Source organism: Streptomyces sp. NBC_00306, assembly GCF_036169555.1.
Lineage (GTDB): Bacteria > Actinomycetota > Actinomycetes > Streptomycetales > Streptomycetaceae > Streptomyces > Streptomyces achmelvichensis.
In genome coordinates this window covers 3446827-3466525 of sequence record NZ_CP108032.1, presented here as the reverse complement: position 1 = coordinate 3466525, position 19699 = coordinate 3446827, and the positions used below count along the sequence as shown (strand labels likewise).

General features: G+C 71.0%; 16 protein-coding genes. 8 read left to right on the top strand and 8 right to left on the bottom strand.

Features of this window, described 5'->3' with window-relative positions:
• Window positions 1-24 precede the first annotated feature (24 nt).
• Window positions 25-1311 carry a M6 family metalloprotease domain-containing protein gene (locus OHA05_RS15205; RefSeq protein ID WP_328860870.1) on the bottom strand — a complete coding sequence of 429 codons (1287 nt, stop codon included), beginning with the start codon at window positions 1309-1311 and terminating at the stop codon, window positions 25-27.
• 297 nt (window positions 1312-1608) lie between these two features.
• Here OHA05_RS15205 and OHA05_RS15200 point away from each other — a divergent pair, with 297 nt between their 5' ends.
• Entirely contained in the window at window positions 1609-2259 is a 651-nt protein-coding gene (locus OHA05_RS15200) for a TetR/AcrR family transcriptional regulator (protein ID WP_313945781.1), read from the top strand.
• 295 nt (window positions 2260-2554) lie between these two features.
• Window positions 2555-4072: an MFS transporter gene (locus OHA05_RS15195; protein ID WP_313945782.1), complete on the top strand. Its 1518-nt coding sequence runs from the start codon at window positions 2555-2557 to the stop codon at window positions 4070-4072.
• A gap of 104 nt (window positions 4073-4176) precedes the next feature.
• Here the strand turns inward: OHA05_RS15195 and OHA05_RS15190 are convergent, their stop codons facing one another.
• On the bottom strand, window positions 4177-4701 hold the full coding sequence (locus tag OHA05_RS15190; protein WP_313945783.1) for a MarR family winged helix-turn-helix transcriptional regulator: 525 nt from the start codon (window positions 4699-4701) through the stop codon (window positions 4177-4179).
• 93 nt (window positions 4702-4794) lie between these two features.
• Here OHA05_RS15190 and OHA05_RS15185 point away from each other — a divergent pair, with 93 nt between their 5' ends.
• A complete protein-coding gene (locus tag OHA05_RS15185) occupies window positions 4795-5577 on the top strand; it encodes a dioxygenase family protein (RefSeq protein WP_313945784.1) in 783 nt (260 codons plus the stop codon).
• A gap of 28 nt (window positions 5578-5605) precedes the next feature.
• Here the strand turns inward: OHA05_RS15185 and OHA05_RS15180 are convergent, their stop codons facing one another.
• On the bottom strand, window positions 5606-6646 hold the full coding sequence (locus tag OHA05_RS15180) for a questin oxidase family protein (RefSeq protein WP_328860869.1): 1041 nt from the start codon (window positions 6644-6646) through the stop codon (window positions 5606-5608).
• A 48-nt stretch (window positions 6647-6694) separates the two neighbouring features.
• On the bottom strand, window positions 6695-7243 hold the full coding sequence (locus OHA05_RS15175) for a GNAT family N-acetyltransferase (protein WP_313945786.1): 549 nt from the start codon (window positions 7241-7243) through the stop codon (window positions 6695-6697).
• A 148-nt stretch (window positions 7244-7391) separates the two neighbouring features.
• Between OHA05_RS15175 and OHA05_RS15170 the strand changes: the two genes are divergently transcribed.
• Window positions 7392-8387: a sigma-70 family RNA polymerase sigma factor gene (locus OHA05_RS15170; RefSeq protein ID WP_313945787.1), complete on the top strand. Its 996-nt coding sequence runs from the start codon at window positions 7392-7394 to the stop codon at window positions 8385-8387.
• A gap of 1435 nt (window positions 8388-9822) precedes the next feature.
• Here the strand turns inward: OHA05_RS15170 and OHA05_RS15165 are convergent.
• Complete coding sequence (locus tag OHA05_RS15165) at window positions 9823-10779, bottom strand: helix-turn-helix transcriptional regulator (protein WP_328860868.1); 957 nt, start codon at window positions 10777-10779, stop codon at window positions 9823-9825.
• 63 nt (window positions 10780-10842) lie between these two features.
• On the opposite strand from OHA05_RS15165, the gene OHA05_RS15160 reads away from it, so the two are divergent.
• The 4 genes from OHA05_RS15160 (at window position 10843) to OHA05_RS15145 (ending at window position 16451) form a co-directional block, all read left to right on the top strand.
• Complete coding sequence (locus tag OHA05_RS15160; RefSeq protein ID WP_313945789.1) at window positions 10843-12351, top strand: MFS transporter; 1509 nt, start codon at window positions 10843-10845, stop codon at window positions 12349-12351.
• A gap of 250 nt (window positions 12352-12601) precedes the next feature.
• Window positions 12602-13363 (top strand): DeoR/GlpR family DNA-binding transcription regulator, encoded by a 762-nt coding sequence (locus OHA05_RS15155; RefSeq protein WP_327683235.1) that lies wholly within the window; start codon window positions 12602-12604, stop codon window positions 13361-13363.
• The gene (pfkB, locus tag OHA05_RS15150) at window positions 13360-14313 is read left to right on the top strand and encodes a 1-phosphofructokinase (protein ID WP_328860867.1); all 954 of its coding nucleotides are present in this window, start codon (window positions 13360-13362) and stop codon (window positions 14311-14313) included. The genes OHA05_RS15155 and pfkB overlap by 4 nt, the downstream gene beginning before the upstream one ends.
• Complete coding sequence (locus OHA05_RS15145; RefSeq protein WP_328860866.1) at window positions 14310-16451, top strand: PTS fructose transporter subunit IIABC; 2142 nt, start codon at window positions 14310-14312, stop codon at window positions 16449-16451. The genes pfkB and OHA05_RS15145 overlap by 4 nt, the downstream gene beginning before the upstream one ends.
• 34 nt (window positions 16452-16485) lie before the next feature.
• Here OHA05_RS15145 and OHA05_RS15140 read toward each other — a convergent pair whose 3' ends face one another.
• The 3 genes from OHA05_RS15140 to OHA05_RS15130 all read right to left on the bottom strand — a co-directional run bounded on the left by OHA05_RS15140 (window position 16486) and on the right by OHA05_RS15130 (window position 19663).
• Window positions 16486-17271 (bottom strand): DUF6227 family protein, encoded by a 786-nt coding sequence (locus tag OHA05_RS15140; protein WP_328860865.1) that lies wholly within the window; start codon window positions 17269-17271, stop codon window positions 16486-16488.
• A 134-nt stretch (window positions 17272-17405) separates the two neighbouring features.
• Window positions 17406-18461 (bottom strand): P1 family peptidase, encoded by a 1056-nt coding sequence (locus OHA05_RS15135; protein WP_328860864.1) that lies wholly within the window; start codon window positions 18459-18461, stop codon window positions 17406-17408.
• A complete protein-coding gene (locus tag OHA05_RS15130) occupies window positions 18458-19663 on the bottom strand; it encodes a low temperature requirement protein A (protein ID WP_313945795.1) in 1206 nt (401 codons plus the stop codon). Before OHA05_RS15130 ends, OHA05_RS15135 begins: the two co-directional genes overlap by 4 nt.
• Window positions 19664-19699 lie beyond the last annotated feature (36 nt).

Genomic DNA, 19699 nt, shown 5'->3' with positions numbered 1-19699 from the left:
CAGGTTCGGGGCGCGCGGCAGGTTTCAGGACCGGGTGACGCGCACCTTGTGCACACCGCCGCTGTCCGCGCGGATCACCGAGATCCTGATGCCGTTCTTCTTGTCCACGAAGGACTCCCCGGGCTGGTACGGGGCGTCGGAGAGCTCCGAGTGCACATTGGGGCGCCGGGTGCAGCCCCCGCTGTCCCGGCTGCTGTCCGAGACCGTGACCGGCCCCTGCCCGGTGTCCACGCCGGTGTGCACGCGGTAGATCAGTACACCCGGTGCGCACACGGCCTCGTCATTGCCGGCCCGCGTACGGACCTCGACGGCGTAGCCCTCGTCCTCGGTGATCGGCACGATCGCCATCTTCGCGCCGCCGGCGGTGGCCAGCGGGGTCAGTGAGTACTCGGTCGTGCCCGGGGTGGAGGCGCACCCGATCTGGTGCGGGTCCAGCCAGCCCAGCTTCCATTTGTGCCAGCCGAGCAGGTCGTTGTTGGCCCCCCAGTCCTCGCTCATAATGTCCCAGTGGCCGACGGAGCCCCCGCCCTCGGAGGTGTAGAGGTCGGGCAGCCCGAAGACATGGCCGTTCTCGTGGGGGAGCACCCGGTAGCCGGTCTCGGCGTACGAGCCGGAGCCGTCGTCCTGCCGGCTGTAGACGAAGGACGTGTTGGCGAGCGGCACGCCGTCGGCGACCGGAGCGTCGTGGTTCCCGGAGAAGGTCACGGAGAGCACGGTGTCCAGTGCCGAGGGCCCGGCGTTGGGCGTGACCAGTATGTTGACCAGGTCGTATGCGCTGAAGTCCACCTTCGGGTCGGCCACCGAGACGATGTCCTCGACGAGGTTGCGATAGCCCGGCTCGTAGGGCGAGCCGCGCTCTATCCCGTACGCGGCGAACGGCATGGGCATCCGCAGCCACTCGGCCACCGGTGCGTGCGGGGTGTAGCTGAGGCGGCCGTACGAGCTGGTCCTGAACCAGTCGGAGGTCTGCGGGAAGAACTCGGCGAGCCGGTCGACGGCCCGCCCCTCACCGACGGCGTCCGAGAAGTCGATCATCAGATTGAGGGCGCGGATCTCGCCGGTGGAGGGGGAGTAGCCGGGCGGAGTCGGTATGCCCTCCGACATCTGGATGCCGAGCGTCGTGGGGATGCGACACGGTCCGAGCCCGGTCTCGTCGGCTGTCGCCACCGGTCCCGCCGACGCCTTGGTGGGGGCGGGAAGCGTGGCGCTGGCCGTGGTCAGGGCGGCGAGCGCGAGGGCCCCGAGGGCGGCGAGTCCGCCGAGGCGGCGGGATCGGCCGGTCCTGCGTATCCGGTGGCGCGTGTGCTGCATGCAAATCGCCTTCGGGCCCACGGCAGCAGGCCGGGCCCTGGCTGCGCTCTGTGCGATCAGCCTGTGACGGCCGGTGCGCACCCGCTCGCCGGGTGAGCCGATCGTGGGACGTCCGAAGCCTCTGCTCGGATGTGACGCAGGTCACATCCGGGTCGGGAAATAAGCGGGGATCGTTTCCCCGTTTGCATGTCTGTCCCCGCGAAACGGGGAAGCGGTCCCCGCTTACGCAGTGCTGTGAGGCGGATACGACCGGTGGACCCGAGCTCGATACGAGACAGACGCCTGAGAGGTGGAGTTGTGACCCCCGCCGTGGAAACCGAAACGCGCCGCACCCCCCGGCCGAGGGCGGACGCCCTGCGGAACCGGGAGCGGATCGTCTCGGCAGCGCGCGAGATGTTCGTGGAGTTCGGGGCCGATGTCCCGCTCGACGACATCGCCCGCCGCGCGGGAGTCGGCAACGCCACCCTCTACCGACACTTCCCCGACCGCTCCGGACTCGTCCGAGAGGTCGTCATCTCCGTCATGTCCCGTACGTGCGACCGCGTCGACCAGGCCGTTGCGGAGGAGGAGGATCCCTTCGCCGCCGTGCGCCGGTTCGTCCACGCGGCAGCCGACGAGCGCATCGGGGCCCTGTGCCCGATGCTCGCCGGCGGGTTCGACCAGGACCACCCGGATCTGCGCGCCGGTCGCGAACGTCTCGAGGACTCCGTACTGGGGCTCATCGAGCGGGCGCAGTCGGCGGGCCGGATGCGTACCGATGTCGCCGTCGGCGATCTGATGGTGGCCCTCTCTCAGCTCACGCGGCCACTGCCGGGCATCGGATGCCTGGGCATCGACCGCTACGTCCACCGCCATCTGCAGCTCTTTCTGGACGGACTCGAAGCACCCGCTCGCTCCGAACTGCCCGGCAAGGCGGCGACCATGGAGGACCTGCGAACCACGCAATGACGCAATGACGCACCGGAGTTCGTGAGGCAGTAGGGACGCGGGGCACGACAGCGAGGTCGGGTCCGGCGCCGGGGGGAGACCGCCCGGACCGCGTCCGAGCCGGCGCCCGAGACCGATGAATCGCGTGCCCGCCTCACGTCTCACGGACGACCAAGACGATCAGACGATCACGCGACGACTCCGACCGGCTTTCGACTGACACACACGACGGCTTCGACTCGTACACGACGGCTCGTGCACGGGGGCATCGACCACGTCCGTTATGACTTCTTCGCACCCATAGGTGGCCCTTCCCATGCCAAAAACACCCGACATATCCCTTGCCGACCCGAAGCGCTGGAAAGCGCTGGTCTTCATCGCCCTCGCCCAGCTGATGGTGGTGCTCGACGCGACGATCGTGAACATCGCGCTGCCCACCGCCCAGCAGGACCTGGGAATCTCCGACGGAAACCGCCAGTGGGTCATCACGGCCTACGCCCTGGCCTTCGGCGGACTGCTGCTCTTCGGTGGCCGTATAGCCGACCTGTGGGGCCGTAAGCGCACCTTCGTCGTCGGCCTGCTCGGTTTCGCCGCGGCCTCCGCGCTCGGTGGCGCCGCCACCGGCGAGGCGATGCTGCTCGGCTCCCGCGCACTGCAGGGTGCCTTCGGCGCACTGCTCGCGCCGGCCGCGCTCTCCCTGCTGGCGGTGATGTTCACCGACGCCAAGGAGCGCGCCAAGGCGTTCGGCATCTACGGCGCGATCGCCGGTGGTGGCGGTGCCGTCGGCCTGATTCTCGGCGGCTTCCTCACCGAGTACCTGAACTGGCGCTGGACCTTCTTCGTCAACATCCCGTTCGCGATCGTCGCCGCTGTCGGCGCGTACTTCGTGATCCGTGAGCCCGCGGGCTCCCGCAACCGCTCCTCGCTCGACATCCCCGGTGTCGTCCTGTCCACGCTGGGCCTCGTGGCCCTGGTGTACGGCTTCACCCGCGCAGAGTCCGCCGGCTGGTCCGACGGTCTGACCGTGGGCATGTTCGTGGCCTCCGCGGTGCTGCTCGCCGCGTTCGTCGTCACCGAGGCCAAGGTCAAGGCCCCGCTGCTGCCGCTGCGTGTCCTGACGGAGCGCAACCGCGGCGGTGTCTATCTGTCGCTCGGTCTCGCCATCATCGCGATGTTCGGCCTGTTCCTCTTCCTGACCTTCTACCTCCAGGTCGTGAAGGGCTACTCGCCGGTCATGACCGGCTTCGCTTTCCTGCCGATGATCGCGGGCATGATCGCGGGCTCGACGCAGATCGGCGCCCGTCTGATGACCCGGGTGGCTCCGCGGCTGCTGATGGGCCCCGGCTTCGTCCTCGCCGCGCTCGGCATGCTGCTGCTGACGCAGCTGGAGATCGACAGCTCGTACGCCGGTCTGATCCTGCCGGCGCAGCTGATGCTGGGCCTCGGTATGGGTACGGCGTTCATGCCGGCCATGTCCCTGGCCACGCACGGTGTGAACCCGGCCGACGCCGGTGTCGCCTCCGCGATGGTCAACACCTCGCAGCAGGTCGGCGGCGCGATCGGTACGGCGCTGCTGAACACCATCGCCGCCTCGGCCACCAGCTCGTACATCGCCTCGCACGCGGCGGGTGCGACCAACCCGAAGCTCCTGGAGATGCAGGGTCTGGTGCACGGCTTCTCGTCCGCGATCTGGTGGGCGGTCGGCATCCTGGTGGCGGCCGCGGCCATCGCCTTCACGCTGATCAACACCGGGCGTCCGGACGCCGGTTCGCTCACCGCCGCCTCGGGTGACGGTGTCGAGGACGAGGTCAGGATCCCCGTGGTCGCGCACTGACCCACGCGAAGAAGTCGTACGACAAGGGCCCTGCCCGGGGTGAACCCGGGCAGGGCCCTTTGCCCATGTGTACGCGGATCAGCGCAGCCCCAGGCGTACGCGGATCAGCGCAGCCAGGGGAGGTCCGCGCCGGACTCCTGCGGCTGGAGCGCGTCGGACATGATCCGCATGATCTCGCCCAGCTGGCCCACCTGTTCGGGGGTGAGCCGGTCGAACAGGGCCTGGCGCACCGCCTCGACATGGGCGGGTGCGGCTGCCTTCAGCACGTCGAAGCCGGCCTCCGTCAGGACGGCGTTCTGGCCGCGCTTGTCGGAGGGGCAGTCCTCGCGGCGCACCCAGCCGTTCTTCTCCAGCCGCGCGATCGCGTGCGAGAGCCGGGAGCGCGTGATCTTGGCGTCGATGGCCAGCTCCGTCATCCGCTTGCGACGGTGCGGTGACTGGGAGAGCTGGACGAGCAGGCCGTAGTAGACGTGCGGCATGCCGGCGTCCCGCTGCAACTGGCGGTCGAGGTGGTCCTCGAACAGCATGGTGGCGTGCAAGTAGGCGCGCCAGACGCGCTGTTCGTCGTCGCTGAGCCAGCGCGGTCCGCTCTCGCCGTCACCGGTGGATGCCGTGTTCATGTATTCCACTATTCCACTCTACGACTCAGTTCTTGAAACTTGAACAATGTGGATCTAAGCTGTGGTGTAGCTTGAAACTTCAAGCAGATCGGGAGTCGCCTCATGAACGCCACGTCTGTCACGGAGCGGATGCCCGCCCTCTACCTCTCGCACGGCGCTCCGCCGCTCGCCGACGACCCCGTGTGGCCCGGCGAGCTCGCCGCGTGGTCCGCCGGTCTGCCGCGCCCGCGCGCGATCCTGATGGTCTCCGCCCACTGGGAGGAGGCCCCGCTCGCGCTGGGCGCGACCGAGTCCGTGCCCCTGGTGTACGACTTCTGGGGCTTCCCCGAGCACTACTACCGGGTGCGGTACGACGCGCCGGGCGCTCCCGCGCTCGCCGACTCCGTACGCAAGATGCTCCGCACGGCCGGGATGCCTGTGCAGGACATCCCGGACCGCGGGCTCGACCATGGCGCGTACGTGCCGCTGGTGGAGATGTTCCCGGGTGCCGACATCCCCGTTCTCCAGATCTCCATGCCCACCCTCGACCCCCAGAAGCTGATGGAGATCGGACGCAGGCTGGCGCCGCTGCGGGACGAGGGCGTACTGATCGTCGGCAGCGGGTTCTTCACGCACAATCTGGCGGCGCTGCGGCAGGGCGGAATCCCCGGCTGGTCGGCGGAGTTCGACGACTGGGGTCAGCGGGCACTGGCGGCCGCCGATGTGGACGCGCTGCTGGACTTCGAGCACAAGTCCCCGGCCGGGAAGCTCGCCCATCCGCGCACCGAGCACTTCGCCCCGCTCTTCGTCACTCTCGGAGCGTCCGAGGGCGATCTCGCGACGGGGAAGAGCGTGATCGACGGCTTCTGGATGGGCCTGGCGAAGCGGTCCGTGCAGTTCGGCTGACCGGCCGGCCGGGCACCCGGAGGGCCGCTCAGAGGAAGGGCTCGTTGAGCTCGATCGAACGGACGGCCGCGGCCAGGGCGATCGGGTCACCGATGTCCAGGGCGGTGTCGGTGAACTTGATCGTGTGATCGTCGCCGTGCGCGGCGGCCCGCTCGAAGATCTCCTCCGGGCTCGCCGTCGTGGGCCGGTACGGAGCGGCCTCGGCCGGTGTGTACGCGGCCGTGACCGCGGCACTCGCGGCCCACGCGGCCCCGAGACTCGGCACCCACAGCTCGCGGGGGAGCGCCGGCAGGGTGCGCAGCACGGCATTGGGCGCGGTCGCCGCGTGCACCAGCATGACCGGCTCGCCGTGCCCGTGACTCGCGTAGCGATGGGTGGCGGCGGTGACCAGCTCGACAAGCTGCGCGCGGGCCGCTTCCGGGTCGGCCGTGGCGCCGGGCCAGGCGGGAAAAGCGGTCAGCCGGCCGAGCCGGTCCAGGATGCCGCCGCTCTGATCGGACACGGCCGGAACGGCGTCGAGCGCGGCCGTCGCGGTCACCTCCGGAGGCAGGGTGCGCAGCTCGGGCAACGGCAGATGCCGGGCGGCCCAGTAGCCGAGCGCGTGTGCCAGCTCGGTCACCCGCGGACCGGTCTCCTCTCCGGTGAGCAGGGTGCGCACGGCGTGGCCCACCCGGATCGCCGGATGCGTGGCCCCGCCCGCGATGCCGGGCAGCAACCGCGGCCACCACTCGGCGAGTACGTCCCGCCAGGGGCGTTCGGCGGTCTCGCGCTCGAAGTACACGGCCCAGTCGGCGATGCGGCGCGGATCGCCGAGAGCCTCCCGCCAGTCGGACGCCGTCACCGGGGTGCTCGGCTCCGGCATGTCCTCCAGCTTGCTGCCGTAGTGGTCGAGCCAGCGGTGCACGGACGACGATCTGCCGTGCCGCACCAGCGCCTCGACGGCCATCGGACCGTGATTGCTCAGCCAGCCGTCGCGCTCGGGGCCGGACGAGTGGAGCCGCTCCAGTGCTTCGTCGAGGGTGCCGGTGGTGTCTCCGGGGGTGCCGGTGGTGTCGCCCGTGGTGTCCATGAACGGGACCCTAGGGTCGGCGCTCCGGCGGCGTAACGGTCCGGCGACCTAGTCCTCAGGCCCCAGCCTCTTCTCGTACCAGGCGACATCCCAGTACCGGTCGAACTTCCGGCCCACCTCCTCGTACGTTCCGAGATGACGGAAGCCGAAACGGTCGTGCAGCCGGACCGAGGCCTCGTTCGGCAGGGCGATCCCGGCGTACGCCCGGTGCAGATCCTCACCGGCGAGCGCCTCGAAGAGCGCCGTGTAGAGCAGGGTGCCGATGCCGCGGCCGGCGGCTTCGGGCGCGCAGTAGACGCTCACCTCGACCGACGTGGAGTACGCGGGCTTGGGGCGCAGGGGACTACTGGTGGCGTAACCGAGCAGGCTTCCCCCGGGTGACGTCCCCGCATTCGGGGCATCGCGAGCAACCAGAAGACGGTGCGGGCCGTCTTCAGGGTGGGAGCGCAACCAGGGGCGGCGCTGCTCGGGGGTGAACGTGGCCGTGTCGAATGTGACGGCCGTCTCACGGATGTAGTGGTTGTACAGCTCGGTGAGGGCCACGAGATCGGCCTCACTCCCGGGCCTGACCTGCACTTCTGTACGTCCCTGCGGCATTCGTCCTCCGGTGGTGGCCGGACAGGGTACTGCAAGATCACCAAAATCGACGCAGCCCCGGGGAATTCTGTCCGGATTCCAGTCGTTGTTTCCTTCGGATGCAGGGCACCCGAGAGGGTGTCGCGACCTACTCAGTAAGGGAGCTCGCATGGCAACCCGTGCCGTCGCCCGCCGTCAGTCCGAGACCAGTGGGACCGACCGGGCAAGCAGCGTTCGCGCAGGCGGGGAGATCGCCGACCGCGACCTGGTCGGCATGTACCTCGACGAGATCGCGCGTACGCCGTTGCTCGACGCCGCCAAGGAGGTCGAGCTGTCCCAGACCATCGAGGCGGGTGTGTACGCCCAGCAGATCCTCGCGAAAGAGGTGGAGAGCGAAGCCGACGGAGCCACGCGCGAGGAGCTCGAGGCACTGGTGGCCGAGGGCGAGCGCGCCAAGGACGTCTTCATCCGCTCCAACCTCAGGCTCGTCGTGGCTGTCGCCCGTCGCTACCCCCGCAGCGGACTGCCCCTGCTCGACCTGATCCAGGAGGGGAACGCCGGCCTGGTGCGCGCGGTCGAGAAGTTCGACTACGCGAAGGGCTTCAAGTTCTCCACGTACGCGACGTGGTGGATCCGCCAGGCCATCACCCGCTCCATAGCCGACCAGTCCCGCACGATCCGTCTCCCCGTCCACCTCGTGGAGGAGCTCGGCCGCATCCGCAGGGTGCAGCGCGAATTCAACAGGGAGAACGGCCGTGAGCCGGAGGCCACGGAGATCGCGAAGGAGCTCGACTCCACGCCCGAGCGCGTCTCCGACGTACTCGACTGGGCACGCGACCCGGTCAGCCTCAACATGGCGGTGGACGACGCGGGCGAGACGCAGTTCGGCGACCTCCTGGAGGACACGTCGGCGGTCTCACCGGAACAGTCGGTGCTCACGCTGTTGCGCAGCGAGGAGCTGGAAGACCTGATCGGCAAGCTCGACAACCGTACGGCGTCGATCATCCGCATGCGGTACGGAATCGAGGACGGCCGCGAGCGGACGCTGACGGAGGTCGGCAAGGAGCACGGCCTGACGCGCGAAAGGATCCGCCAGATCGAGAAGCACGCGCTGCTCGAACTGAAGCGGATGGCGCGCGACACGGGCTTCGACGCGGCGGCCTGACCCTCGGCGGACACCCCGCCCCCTATACGGACCCCGGCACCCTCCCCCCCCGGTGTCGGGGTCCTCGTCTGTCCGGGGGACCCACGGACCTGTGTCTGCGGCAGCATCGCGCAGCCTTGGGTAACCGCACCTGCCGGTGCGGATGGGGGAGGTTCCTGTGGGGCTGCGCCCCACACCCCAGCTGCGGCAGCTTCGCGCCGCTGAGGCTTGGCGCACTTGCTCATGCGAAACGAAGGGGCTGTCGCCTCATACCCCGCGAGCTGCGGCAGCTTCGCGGCCGCCGAGTCACGCGTGCCGGTCCGGTGCGCGTGAGGAGAGTGCGGCCGGCTCCCACCCTCTGGCGGGTTGCGGCTCCCTGCCGGTCGGGCCCGCGCACCTGTCCGGTGCGGCTGGGAAAGCTCTTGGTGGCTGTGCCTGCGCCCCTCACCCCCGCTGCGGCAGCTTCGCGCCGCGCTGGCTGGTCGCCCCGGTCAGGCGCGGGTGGAGAGGTGTTTGTGTGGGGCTGGCGCCCCCACCCCCTCGTAGCGGCAGCTCCGCGCCGCATCCCATCGGGCACCCCGAACCGGCTCGGGTTCGCCTGTGCCCGCACTGCAACGAGGTTCGTCCTCGACCCCGGCAGGGGGCGTGCAGGGTCGTCCCCGCAGGGGATCGGCGGCAACACCCGGGTGACCAACACAGCAGACCTGTACGCCGCCGACCCCGAGGAGTCGAGCCCGGAGGGCCCCCGGACCCGACACCCGACCACGGCCCGAGGCCCAAGCACCCCGGGCCCCGCACCTGTCGGGTGCGGGTGAGAAGTAGGTGTGGGGTCGGCGCCCCGCACCCCCGGGGCGGCAGCTTCGCGCCGCGAACAGGCTGGGCTTCGCTTCCGGTCGTCCGCCAGCGGGCCGCGTCCTCGACCACCTGGGAGGGGGCGTGCAGGGTCGTCCCCGCAGGGGATCGGCGGCAGGACCCGAGTACGCAATGCAACGCGGCTGTAGGCCGCCGACCCCGAGGAGTCGAGCCCGGAGGGCCCCCGGACCCGACGCCGGACAGGGGCCCGAGGGGCAAGCGCCCGCCCGGCCAAAGGGCCCGACGCGGGACAAGGGCCTGAGGGGCAAGCGCCCGCCCGGCCCAGGGACCCGACGCGGGACAGGGGCCTGAGGGGCAAGCGCCCGCCCGGCCCAAGGGCCCGACGCGGGACAGGGGCCTGAGGGGCAAGCGCCCGCCCGGCCCAAGGGCCCGACGCGGGACAGGGGCCTGAGGGGCAAGCGCCCGCCCGGCCCAAGGGGCCGACGCCGGACATGGGCCCGAGGCCCAAGCACCCCAGGCCCCGCCCAAGCACCCGAGGCCCGGCAAGGACCCGAGGCGCCTAAGCGCCCGACGCCCGGCAAGACCCCGACGCCGGACAAGGGCCCGAGGCCGGACAAGGGCCGAGGCCCCCGCCCCCCGCCCCTCACCCCGACGCCCTCACCAACCGCCTCCCCAGATCCGTCACGTACTCCACCAGCACCCCCGGCCCACGCACCCTGAACTCGCAGTCCACCAGCGCCAGTCGCAGCGCCAGCCACTCCACCGAGTCCACCGAGCGCGTCCGCAGCCGGCACCCGCCCCCCGGCGTCGGTACCGGCGAGCCGAACGACTCCGGCAGCCTCGCCACCACGAACTCCGCCGGCGCATCGAAGCTCACGTCCACCTCCAGCTCCGGCTGCCGCGACATCGTGGCTCCCAGCAGCGCCTCCGCGCTCCCCGTCGGCAGTTCCCTCGGCTCGAACCTCGCCCCCGTCGCGAACGGCTCCGAGATCCGGTCGACCCGGAATGTCCGCCAGTCCTCCCGCCCCCCGTCGTACGCCACCAGGTACCACCGGCGCCCCGTCGAGACCAGCCGGTACGGCTCCACCAGGCGCTTCGTCTCCGTGCCGTCGCCCGCCCGGTAACCGAACCGCAGCCGCTCCCGCCCGCTCGCCGCCCCCGCGATCACCGTCAGCGTCTGCGGGTCGATCGTCGCGCCGTCACCCCGCGTCAGCGGAACCGTCGCGGCCTGGAGCGTCGTGACGCGGTGCCGCAGCCGCGACGGCAGCACCTGTTCCAGTTTGGCCAGCGCCCGTACGGACGCCTCCTCGATACCTTCGATCGCATGGCCCGCACCGGCCCGCAGCCCCACCGCGATGGCGACCGCCTCCTCGTCGTCGAGGAGCAACGGCGGCATCGCGGCGCCCGCCACCAGCCGGTAGCCCCCGACCGCGCCCATCGTCGCCTCGACCGGATATCCCAGATCCCGGAGCCGGTCGATGTCCCGCCGGATCGTCCGCGGGCTCACGGCGAGGCGCTCGGCGAGCTCGCTGCCCGGCCACTCGCGCGGAGTCTGGAGGAGGGAGAGCAGATTCAGCAGTCGTGCCGGAGTGTCCGTCATGTCTCTCAGGATGCCTCGCATCTAGGACATGAGCTGACCTATATCACCTCTAACTTTCTTCTTATGAGTTCACAGCCCGCCGTACCCGCTACGGCTTCGGACCGAAGGCGCTGGATCGCGCTCGCCATCGTCATGACCGCGGCCTTCATGGATCTGGTCGACGTCACGATCGTCAACATCGCGATCCCCAGCATCGAGCGCGACCTCGGAGCGTCGTTCGGCGCGATCCAGTGGATCACCGCCGGATACGCGCTCGCCTTCGCCGCCGGTCTGATCACGGGCGGCCGGCTCGGCGACATCTACGGCCGCAAGCGGCTCTTCCTCATCGGCATCACCGGCTTCACGCTCGCCTCCGCGCTGTGCGGGTTCGCGGCGAACGAGGAGATGCTGGTGGCCTCGCGCCTCCTCCAGGGCGCGACCGCGGCCCTGATGGTGCCGCAGGTCCTGGCGATCATCCACGCCACCTTCCCGGCGCACGAACGCGGCAAGGTCTTCGGGATGTTCGGCGCGGTCATCGGTCTCGGCGCGGTCTCCGGCCCGCTGCTCGGCGCACTTTTGACCCAGTGGAACCTGTTCGGCCTCGAATGGCGGCCGATCTTCCTGATCAACCTGCCTGTCGGCATTGCCGGTCTCATCCTCGGCCGCAAGTACATCACCGAGTCCCGTGCCCCGAAGGCGCTGCGGCTCGACCTGATCGGTGTCGTGCTCGTGACGCTCGGCCTGCTGATGCTGATCTACCCGCTGACCCGCGGCCGTGAGCTGGGCTGGCCGCTGTGGGGTCATCTGTGCATGGCCGGCAGCCTGTTGGTGTTCGGCGCGTTCGTGGCGTACGAGAAGCACAAGACGCGCAGGGACGGTTCGCCGCTGGTCGAGCTGTCGCTGTTCAGGGTGAAGAGTTTCGCGGCCGGCATCGCCGTGCAGCTCACGTTCGGCATCGTCTGCGGAGTCTTCTTCCTGGTCTGGACGCTCTACATGCAGATCGGCCTGGGCTGGAGCCCGCTGCGGGCGGGTCTGACCGGTGTTCCGTTCTCGATCGCGGTGTCGGCGGCGGCCGGAATCTCGGTGCAGAAACTGGTGCCGCGCTTCGGACGCAAGGTGCTCCAGGCGGGCGCGGTCACGATGGCCGCGGGAATGCTGCTCTACATCTGGGAGGCCGGGCGGTACGGCACGGCGATCCACTCCTGGCAGATGATGCTGCCGCTCGTCGTGATGGGGCTCGGCATGGGCCTGATCGTGGCCCCGCTGACGGACGCGGTGCTCTCCGACGTGCCGCACGAGCACGCCGGTTCGGCGTCCGGGCTGATCAATACGACGATGCAGATGGGCAACGCGCTGGGGCTCGGACTGGTCTCGGTGGTCTTCTTCGGCTCGATCGACGACAGGATCGCGCCGAGCGCGGTGGGCAAGGCGTTCGGCGAGGCGTTCCAGAACTCGCTGTGGTGGGCGGTCGGCGTACTGGGTCTGATCTTCCTGGTGATGTTCGCACTGCCCTCGCGGCCGAAGCAGCATCTGGAGGGCGCGGAAGCGGGCGGCGAGGCGGCGCCGGAGCGGGAGCCCGTACTGACGCACTGAGCCGCGGACACAACCGCACACGGAAGAGCCCGGCCGGGGACGAGATCCCGGTCCGGGCCCTTCCGCTGTCCGCGCCCTTCCGCTGCCCGCGCCACCCGTCGGCCGACCCGACCTCAGGTAACACCGCGCACCGCACACCGCACCGCCCGAACGTGTCCGTCCGCCGCCCGTATCTGTTTACTTTGCCGAAATCCAGGCGTACTCTCCCCTCAAAACCACAGGGTCGGGCATGGAACGGATGTAAAACCACATGTACGCACCGGAGCGCCAGCAGGAGATCCTGCGTCTCGCCCGCGACGGCGGCCGAGTCGACGTGCTGTCTCTGGCCGAGGAGTTCCAGGTCACCGCCGAGACCATCCGGCGCGACCTCAAGGCCCTCGACCGCGCGGGGCTCGTGCGCCGTGTGCACGGCGGCGCCATCCCGGCCGGGCGGCTCGACTTCGAGCCCGATCTGTCCGAGCGCGAGTCGACGGCGGCCGACGAGAAGGACCGCATCGCACAGGCGGCCCTCGCCGAACTCCCCACCGACGGCAGCGTGATCCTCGACGCCGGCTCCTCCGTGGGACGGCTCGCGGGAGTCTTCCCGCTGGAGTGCTCCCTCACCGTCGTCACCCACGCCCTGCCGGTGGCCGCCCGGCTCGCGGACCATCCCGGGATCGACCTCCACCTGGTGGGCGGCAGGGTCCGGCACCGTACGCGCGCGGCGGTCGACGCCTGGGCGCTCCGGGCGTACGGAGAGGTCCGGGCCGATGTCGTCTTCCTCGGCGCCAACGGCTTCTCCGCGGAACACGGCCTCACCACCCCGGATCTCGCGGAGGCCTCCGTGAAGCGCGCGATGGTCTCCGCCGCCCGGCGTGTGGTGCTGCTCGCGGACTCGGCCAAGCACGGCGAGGAGCACTTCGCCCGCTTCGGGGACCTCACCGACGTCGACCTGCTCATCACCGACAGCGGGCTCGCCCCGAAGGACGCCGCGGCGATCGAGGCCGCGGGCACGGAAGTCGTACGCGCATGATTCTCACCGTCACCCCGAACCCGTCGCTGGACCGTACGTACGAGGTCCCGGCGCTGGACCGCGGCGAGGTGCTGCGCGCCACCGCCGAGCGGATGGACCCGGGCGGCAAGGGCGTCAACGTATCGCGGGCTGTCGCGGCCGCGGGTCACCGCACGGTCGCCGTCATGCCGCTCGGTGGGGCGCCCGGCGCGCTCGTCGCGGAACTGCTCGCCGGACAGGGCATCGAGGTCGCCGCGGTCCCGGTCACCGGCGGGACGCGTTCCAACATCGCGCTCGCCGAACCGGACGGCACCCTCACCAAGATCAACGCGCCTGGCCCCGAACTGTCGGCCGCGGAAGCCGAGTCACTCCTGTCCATCACCACGGCGCACTGTGCGTCGGCGTCATGGATCGCCTGCTGCGGCAGTCTGCCGAGAGGCCTCGCACCCGAGTGGTACGCCGAGTTGGTCGCCCGCGCGCACGCGGCCGGAGCCCGGGTGGCCCTCGACACCTCGGGCCCCTCCCTGCTCGCGGCGCTGCGTTCACACCCTGACGTCGTCAAGCCCAACGCCGACGAACTCGCGCAGGCCGTCGGCCGCCCCCTCGCCACCGTCGGCGACGCGGTCAAGGCGGCCGAGGAGCTACGGGAGCTGGGGGCGCGGGCGGTACTGGCCAGCCTGGGCGGCGACGGCCAGCTGCTGTCCTGCGCCGCGGGCACCTGGTTCGGCCACGCGCCCGTGTCCACCGTCCGCAGCAACGTCGGCGCGGGCGACGCGTCTCTCGCCGGATTCCTCGCGGTGGGCGGCGAGGGGCCGGTCGCACTGGCCGCCGCGGTCGCGCACGGTGCCGCTGCCGTGCAACTGCCGGGCAGCGTGATGCCGACCCCGGCCGATCTCGACCCGTCCGACGTCACGGTGACGGCGGACATCCCTCTGGACCGAGTACTCACCGAGCAAGGGAGCCCGCGATGAGCGAGATGATCACCGCGGACCTGGTCGACCTCGACCTGGCCGCGACGACGAAGGAGGCCGCGGCCCGCTCGCTGGCCGAACGGATGGTGGCACTCGGCCGGGTCACGGACCTCGAGGGGTTCCTCGGGGACGTGGCCGCACGCGAGGCGCAGATGCCGACCGGTCTGGACGGCGGTATCGGCATCCCGCACTGCCGCAGCGCGCATGTCACGGAGCCGACGCTGGCGTTCGGCCGCAGTGCCGCGGGTGTCGACTTCGGTGCCCCGGACGGTCCGGCGGACCTGATCTTCCTGATAGCGGCCCCGGCGGGCGCGGACGACGCGCATCTGACGATCCTGTCGTCGCTGGCCCGCCGGCTGATGGACGAGTCGTTCACCTCGGCGCTCAGGACGACGACGGACGCGCCCGCCGCGGCCTCCCTGATCCGCGGCGAGGCCCCGGCGACGGAGGCAGAGCCGGCCGCCGGGCCGGAATCTCCCGGTGAACCGGAGACGGCAGCCGGACCGGCCGAGGCGGCGGTCACGCCCGCACCCGCGGTGGCGGTACCCGCGGAGGACGCACCCACCCAGGCCGCACCTGCCCAGGACGCACCCACCCAGGCCGCGCCTGCCCAGGCCTCACCCACCCAGGTCTCACCCACCCAGGCCCCACCCGCCCGCGACGACGACGCGCCCTTCCGGATCGTCGCCGTCACCTCCTGCCCCACCGGCATAGCCCACACCTACATGGCCGCCGAGTCGCTTCAGAAGGCGGCCGAGGCGGCCGGTGTCCACATCGACGTCGAGACGCAGGGTTCGGCCGGATTCACCCGGCTCGACCCCGAGACCGTGCGGGCCGCGGACGGTGTGATCTTCGCCCACGACGTCCCCGTACGGGACAAGGCCCGCTTCGCCGGGAAGCCCACCGTCGACGTCGGCGTGAAGGCCGGCATCAGCAGGGCGGCGGCACTCGTCGACGAGGTACGGGGCAAGGCCGAACGCGGTGAGGTCAGCGCGGGCTCGGCCGCACCGGCCGACTCCGCGGGAGACCCCGGCGACGGCTACGGCACCCGGCTCCGCAAGTGGCTGATGAGCGGCGTCAGTTACATGGTGCCCTTCGTCGCCGCCGGCGGGCTCCTCATCGCCCTCGGCTTCGCCATCGGCGGCTACGAGATCTCCGACGCCAAGTCCGTCGCCGAGCACTTCGCATGGACCGACCACACGAGCTGGGCCGCGCTCCTCTTCCAGGTCGGCGGGCTCGCCTTCAGCTTCCTGGTGCCCGTACTGGCCGGCTACATCGCCTACGGCATGGCCGACCGTCCCGGTCTGGTCCCCGGATTCGTCGGCGGCGCGATCGCCCTCACCATCAACGCCGGCTTCCTCGGCGGCCTGATCGCCGGGCTCCTCGCGGGTGCGACGGTGATGGCCATCCAACGCGTCCCGATCCCCGCGCCACTGCGCGGCATCATGCCCGTCGTCGTGATCCCGCTCGTCTCGTCCGCAGTCGTCGGCTTCCTGATGTTCCTGGTCGTCGGCAAGCCGATCGCCGAGCTCCAGAAGGCGCTCACCGACTGGCTGTCCGGCCTCTCCGGCGCCAACGCCGTGATCCTGGGCGTCATCCTCGGGCTGATGATGTGCTTCGACCTCGGCGGTCCGCTGAACAAGGTCGCCTACGCCTTCGCGGTCGGCGGGCTGGCCAACCCCAACGAGGGCTCGCTGAAGGTCATGGCCGCGGTGATGGCCGCCGGCATGGTGCCGCCGCTGGCGATGGCCCTCGCCACCGTCGTACGCAAGCGGCTGTTCACCAGGACGGAGCGGGAGAACGGCAAGGCCGCCTGGGTGCTGGGTGCTTCGTTCATCACGGAGGGCGCGATCCCGTTCGCCGCGGCCGACCCGCTGCGGGTGATCCCGGCGGCGATGGCGGGCGGCGCGGTCAGCGGCGGGCTGTCGATGGCCTTCGACTGCACACTGCGCGCCCCGCACGGCGGCATCTTCGTGGTGCCGCTGATCGGCAACCCGTTCCTCTACCTCGTCGCGATCGTCGCCGGCACGCTGGTCAGCACCGCGACGGTCGTCCTGCTCAAGGGACTCCGCAAGGCACAGCCGGGACAGGCACCCGCGCAGGCCGAGGAGGAGACCAAGGTCCTCGCCGCCGCCTGACGGCCGGCGCCGAATTCCTGGGCGACAGGCCCGGTCAGCGCACCCGTGCGCGGAGCTCCATGGCTTCGCGCGCGGTGTGCTCCGATCCGTACACCTCGCACATGTGGCGGCCGTCCGGGGTGGCCGTGTGCTCGACCTCCCACAGGCTCGTCTCGGTGCCGTCGAGCAGCAGGAACGCGTGCTCGTACAGGGTGAAGCCCGCGTCCTTGCCGTCCACCCGGTACTGACGGCCGAAGACCTGCGTGATGTGGTGCGCGAACGCCGCGCGCAGCAGCCCCGCGGTCTCCTCGCCCGGCCGGTCGCCGTTCTCGGCGCGGCGCAGGACCCGGCGGGCGTGGTCCGCGGAGTTGTCCGGGACGTACATCCGGGGGAGCGCGGCCGGGGGTGCGGTCATGAGGGCGGCGAGGAGCTCGAAGTCGGCGTCGAGGTCCGCGCCCAGGTCGCTGAAGCTCAGCCCGGCGGCCCCGGAAGCGGAATCGCCGTCCGTCGTGGCGAACCCGGGGAAGCCGGAGGGCAGCCGGGACGCGGCGAGCCGCGCCTCCGACTCCTCGGTGTAGAGCTCGTGCTGCTCGGCGCCGCTCCGCCCGGTGCTGTGGACGAGCTCCCACAGGACGAGCGAACTCCCGTCGCTGAGCAGATACGCATGCCGGTACGTCACGCGGTCCAGGACCGCGCTGTGGTGCGAGGAGTGCAGCGAACTCGCGTGAGCCAGCGCCGAGTCGAGCCGCCCGACCGTCGCGTCGGGCAGATCGAAGGAGTTGAGCGCCCGACCGAGGAGTCGCTCGAGGTGCGCCTCGGTTGTCTCGTACGGATCGTTCAAGGTGGGTCTCCAGGCCGTCGCCGCAAGTCACTTGGTGGTTGCTAAACGTAGCCCCTGGGTCTGACAACGTGTCCTGCGTTCTGGAAAACGAAGGGGCTCATTGTGAAGTTCCCCGCACTCGACGGGCCGTCATGTCACGTAGGTCTGCCGATGTCGTACAGCTCCCGGTACGCGGGGAAGACCCCGCCCGGTCCCTCGATGCCCTGTGCCGCGAGGACCGCCTGCACGATGGCCCGCGTCACCACGTCCGCGCCGGCCGCGAGAACGTCGTTGAGCGCGAGGGGATTCGCCGCATCCAGCGGCATCGCACCGGTGGCGAGGGTGAACACGGTGTCGCCGTCGCTGAGGAGATGCACCGGCCGTACGGCGCGCGCGATGCCGTCGTGCGCGGTGCCCGCGAGCTTCTGCGCCTGGGCGCGGGTGAGGGCGGCGTCGGTGCCGACGACGACAAGGGTGGTGTTGAGCGGTGGTGGGCCGCCCGCCGCCCGTGCCTCCTCCAGCCGCCGGGTCGCGGCCGCGTGCACCTCCGCGGTCGGATACCGCACCGGCCCCTGGATGTACTGCCCGTAGAGCACGCCGGTGGCCGGATCGACCGCAGAGCCCGCCGCGTTCGCGACCACGAGGGCCGCGACCGTGACGCCGGAGTCGAGCACCGTGCTCGCCGTGCCGACACCGCCCTTGAGGCCGCCGATCACAGCGCCCGTGCCTGCCCCGACGCCGCCCGTCGCGACCGGTGCGCCGGTCTCGGTGCGAGCGGCATCCTCGACGGCCGCCCGCCCGGTCGACGCATCGGGCCGCGCCTTCCAGTCACCGCCGCGGCCCAGGTCGAAGACACAGGCGGCCGGCACCACGGGAACGACCCGGCCGGGTCCGCCGACCGGAACGCCCCGCCCCTGCTCCTCCAGCCAGGCCATCACACCGGCCGTCGAGTCCAGCCCGAAGGCGCTGCCGCCGGTCAGGACCACGGCGTCGATCCGTTGAACCAGATTGCGCGGGTCGAGCGCGTCCGTCTCATGTGTACCGGGGCCGCCTCCCCGCACGTCGACAGCCGCGATCGCCCCGCCTTCGGGAGCGAGGACGACGGTGGTACCGCTGAGCGCGCCGTCGGCCGCCACGCGCGCGTGGCCGACGCGCAGCCCGGCCACATCGGTCAGTGCGTCGTGGCGGGTCCTGTCCGCTGACTGGGTCATGTCCCTTGCGTATCACGGGGATAGGCGTCCGGGTGCTGGGTGCTCAGGAACAGGCCCACGGCCACCGTGGCCGCCGAGGCCAGCCCTGCCAGCAGGACGGCCGCATCACCCGCGAACGTACAGGCGAGGATCACCGCCGCGCCCGCCGGCAGGTCCAGCTGCTGCGCCTTGCCGCGCTTGAAGTAGCGCGCGTGCAGCAGCCAGACCATGAACATGAACAGCGCCGCCGGGACGGTGACGGCCGCCGCCGCGGCGAAGGAGCTGATGTGGGCCTTGCCGATCGCGTGCTCGACCGCCACCTCGATGCCGGCACCGATCGCGGCGGCCGACCCGAAGATCAGGAGGTGCCCGTAGCCCCAGGGGATGGCCTGCCGGTTGGAGACCAGCCGTTCGTGGGCCGGCACGGCGAAGTAGATCCACCAGGCGGAGAACACGATCAGCAGACCGCCGCCCGCGATGGGCAGCAGCTTCCCGAGAGCCTCGTTCTCGTCCAGCGCGGACTGCACGGCGACGGTGCTGGCGGCCATCGTCTCGCCCAGCACGATCAGGGTGAACAGGCCGTACCGCTCGCTGATGTGGTGAGCGTGCCACGGCGTCTGATGGTTGCGTTCGGCGATCATCGGGATCAGCAGTTCGGCCACGACCACGACGAGGAACAACCAGCGCTTCCAGTCGTCCGGCACGAACAGCAGAACCACCCAGCCGGCCTGGCACACCACCAGGCTGGCCGCGTACGTCAGCGTCGTCCTTCTGGCCGGGCCGCTCTCGGCGGCGGCTGCTCGCAGCCACTGCGTCGTCAGGGCCGCGCGCATGATCAGGTACCCGACGACGGCAACGGTCCAGTCGTTGTCGTTGAAGGCCCGGGGCACCCCGGCCGCGTAGACGAGGACGCCGGCGATCTGGAAGAACGTGGCGATCCGGTAGGGCACGTCGTCGCAGTCGTACGCCGAGGCGAACCAGGTGAAGTTCATCCAGGCCCACCACACGCCGAAGAAGACGTAGGCATAGCCGATGACGCCGGTGCCGGGGTGGCCCTCGGCGAGGGCGTGGACGAGCTGAAGGCCCGCCTGGGCCACGGCGACGACGAAACACAGATCGAAGAAGAGCTCGAGCGGTGTGGCCGAGCGGTGCTCCTCGTCGCGACTGCGGGGAGTCATACGGCGCAGTGGCCCGAAGCCGGGTCCGGTGGCTGAGGACGTCATGTACCCAGCACAGCAGAGCGGGCGCGCCCCGGCACC

Coding starts and splice junctions, on each gene's coding strand:
- OHA05_RS15205 (WP_328860870.1), bottom strand. CDS start 1,311: ATGCAGCACACGCGCCACCGGATACGCAGGACCGGCCGATCCCGCCGC.
- OHA05_RS15195 (WP_313945782.1), top strand. CDS start 2,555: ATGCCAAAAACACCCGACATATCCCTTGCCGACCCGAAGCGCTGGAAA.
- OHA05_RS15185 (WP_313945784.1), top strand. CDS start 4,795: ATGAACGCCACGTCTGTCACGGAGCGGATGCCCGCCCTCTACCTCTCG.
- OHA05_RS15180 (WP_328860869.1), bottom strand. CDS start 6,646: ATGGACACCACGGGCGACACCACCGGCACCCCCGGAGACACCACCGGC.
- OHA05_RS15175 (WP_313945786.1), bottom strand. CDS start 7,243: ATGCCGCAGGGACGTACAGAAGTGCAGGTCAGGCCCGGGAGTGAGGCC.
- OHA05_RS15170 (WP_313945787.1), top strand. CDS start 7,392: ATGGCAACCCGTGCCGTCGCCCGCCGTCAGTCCGAGACCAGTGGGACC.
- OHA05_RS15165 (WP_328860868.1), bottom strand. CDS start 10,779: ATGACGGACACTCCGGCACGACTGCTGAATCTGCTCTCCCTCCTCCAG.
- OHA05_RS15160 (WP_313945789.1), top strand. CDS start 10,843: ATGAGTTCACAGCCCGCCGTACCCGCTACGGCTTCGGACCGAAGGCGC.
- OHA05_RS15155 (WP_327683235.1), top strand. CDS start 12,602: ATGTACGCACCGGAGCGCCAGCAGGAGATCCTGCGTCTCGCCCGCGAC.
- pfkB (WP_328860867.1), top strand. CDS start 13,360: ATGATTCTCACCGTCACCCCGAACCCGTCGCTGGACCGTACGTACGAG.
- OHA05_RS15145 (WP_328860866.1), top strand. CDS start 14,310: ATGAGCGAGATGATCACCGCGGACCTGGTCGACCTCGACCTGGCCGCG.
- OHA05_RS15135 (WP_328860864.1), bottom strand. CDS start 18,461: ATGACCCAGTCAGCGGACAGGACCCGCCACGACGCACTGACCGATGTG.
- OHA05_RS15130 (WP_313945795.1), bottom strand. CDS start 19,663: ATGACGTCCTCAGCCACCGGACCCGGCTTCGGGCCACTGCGCCGTATG.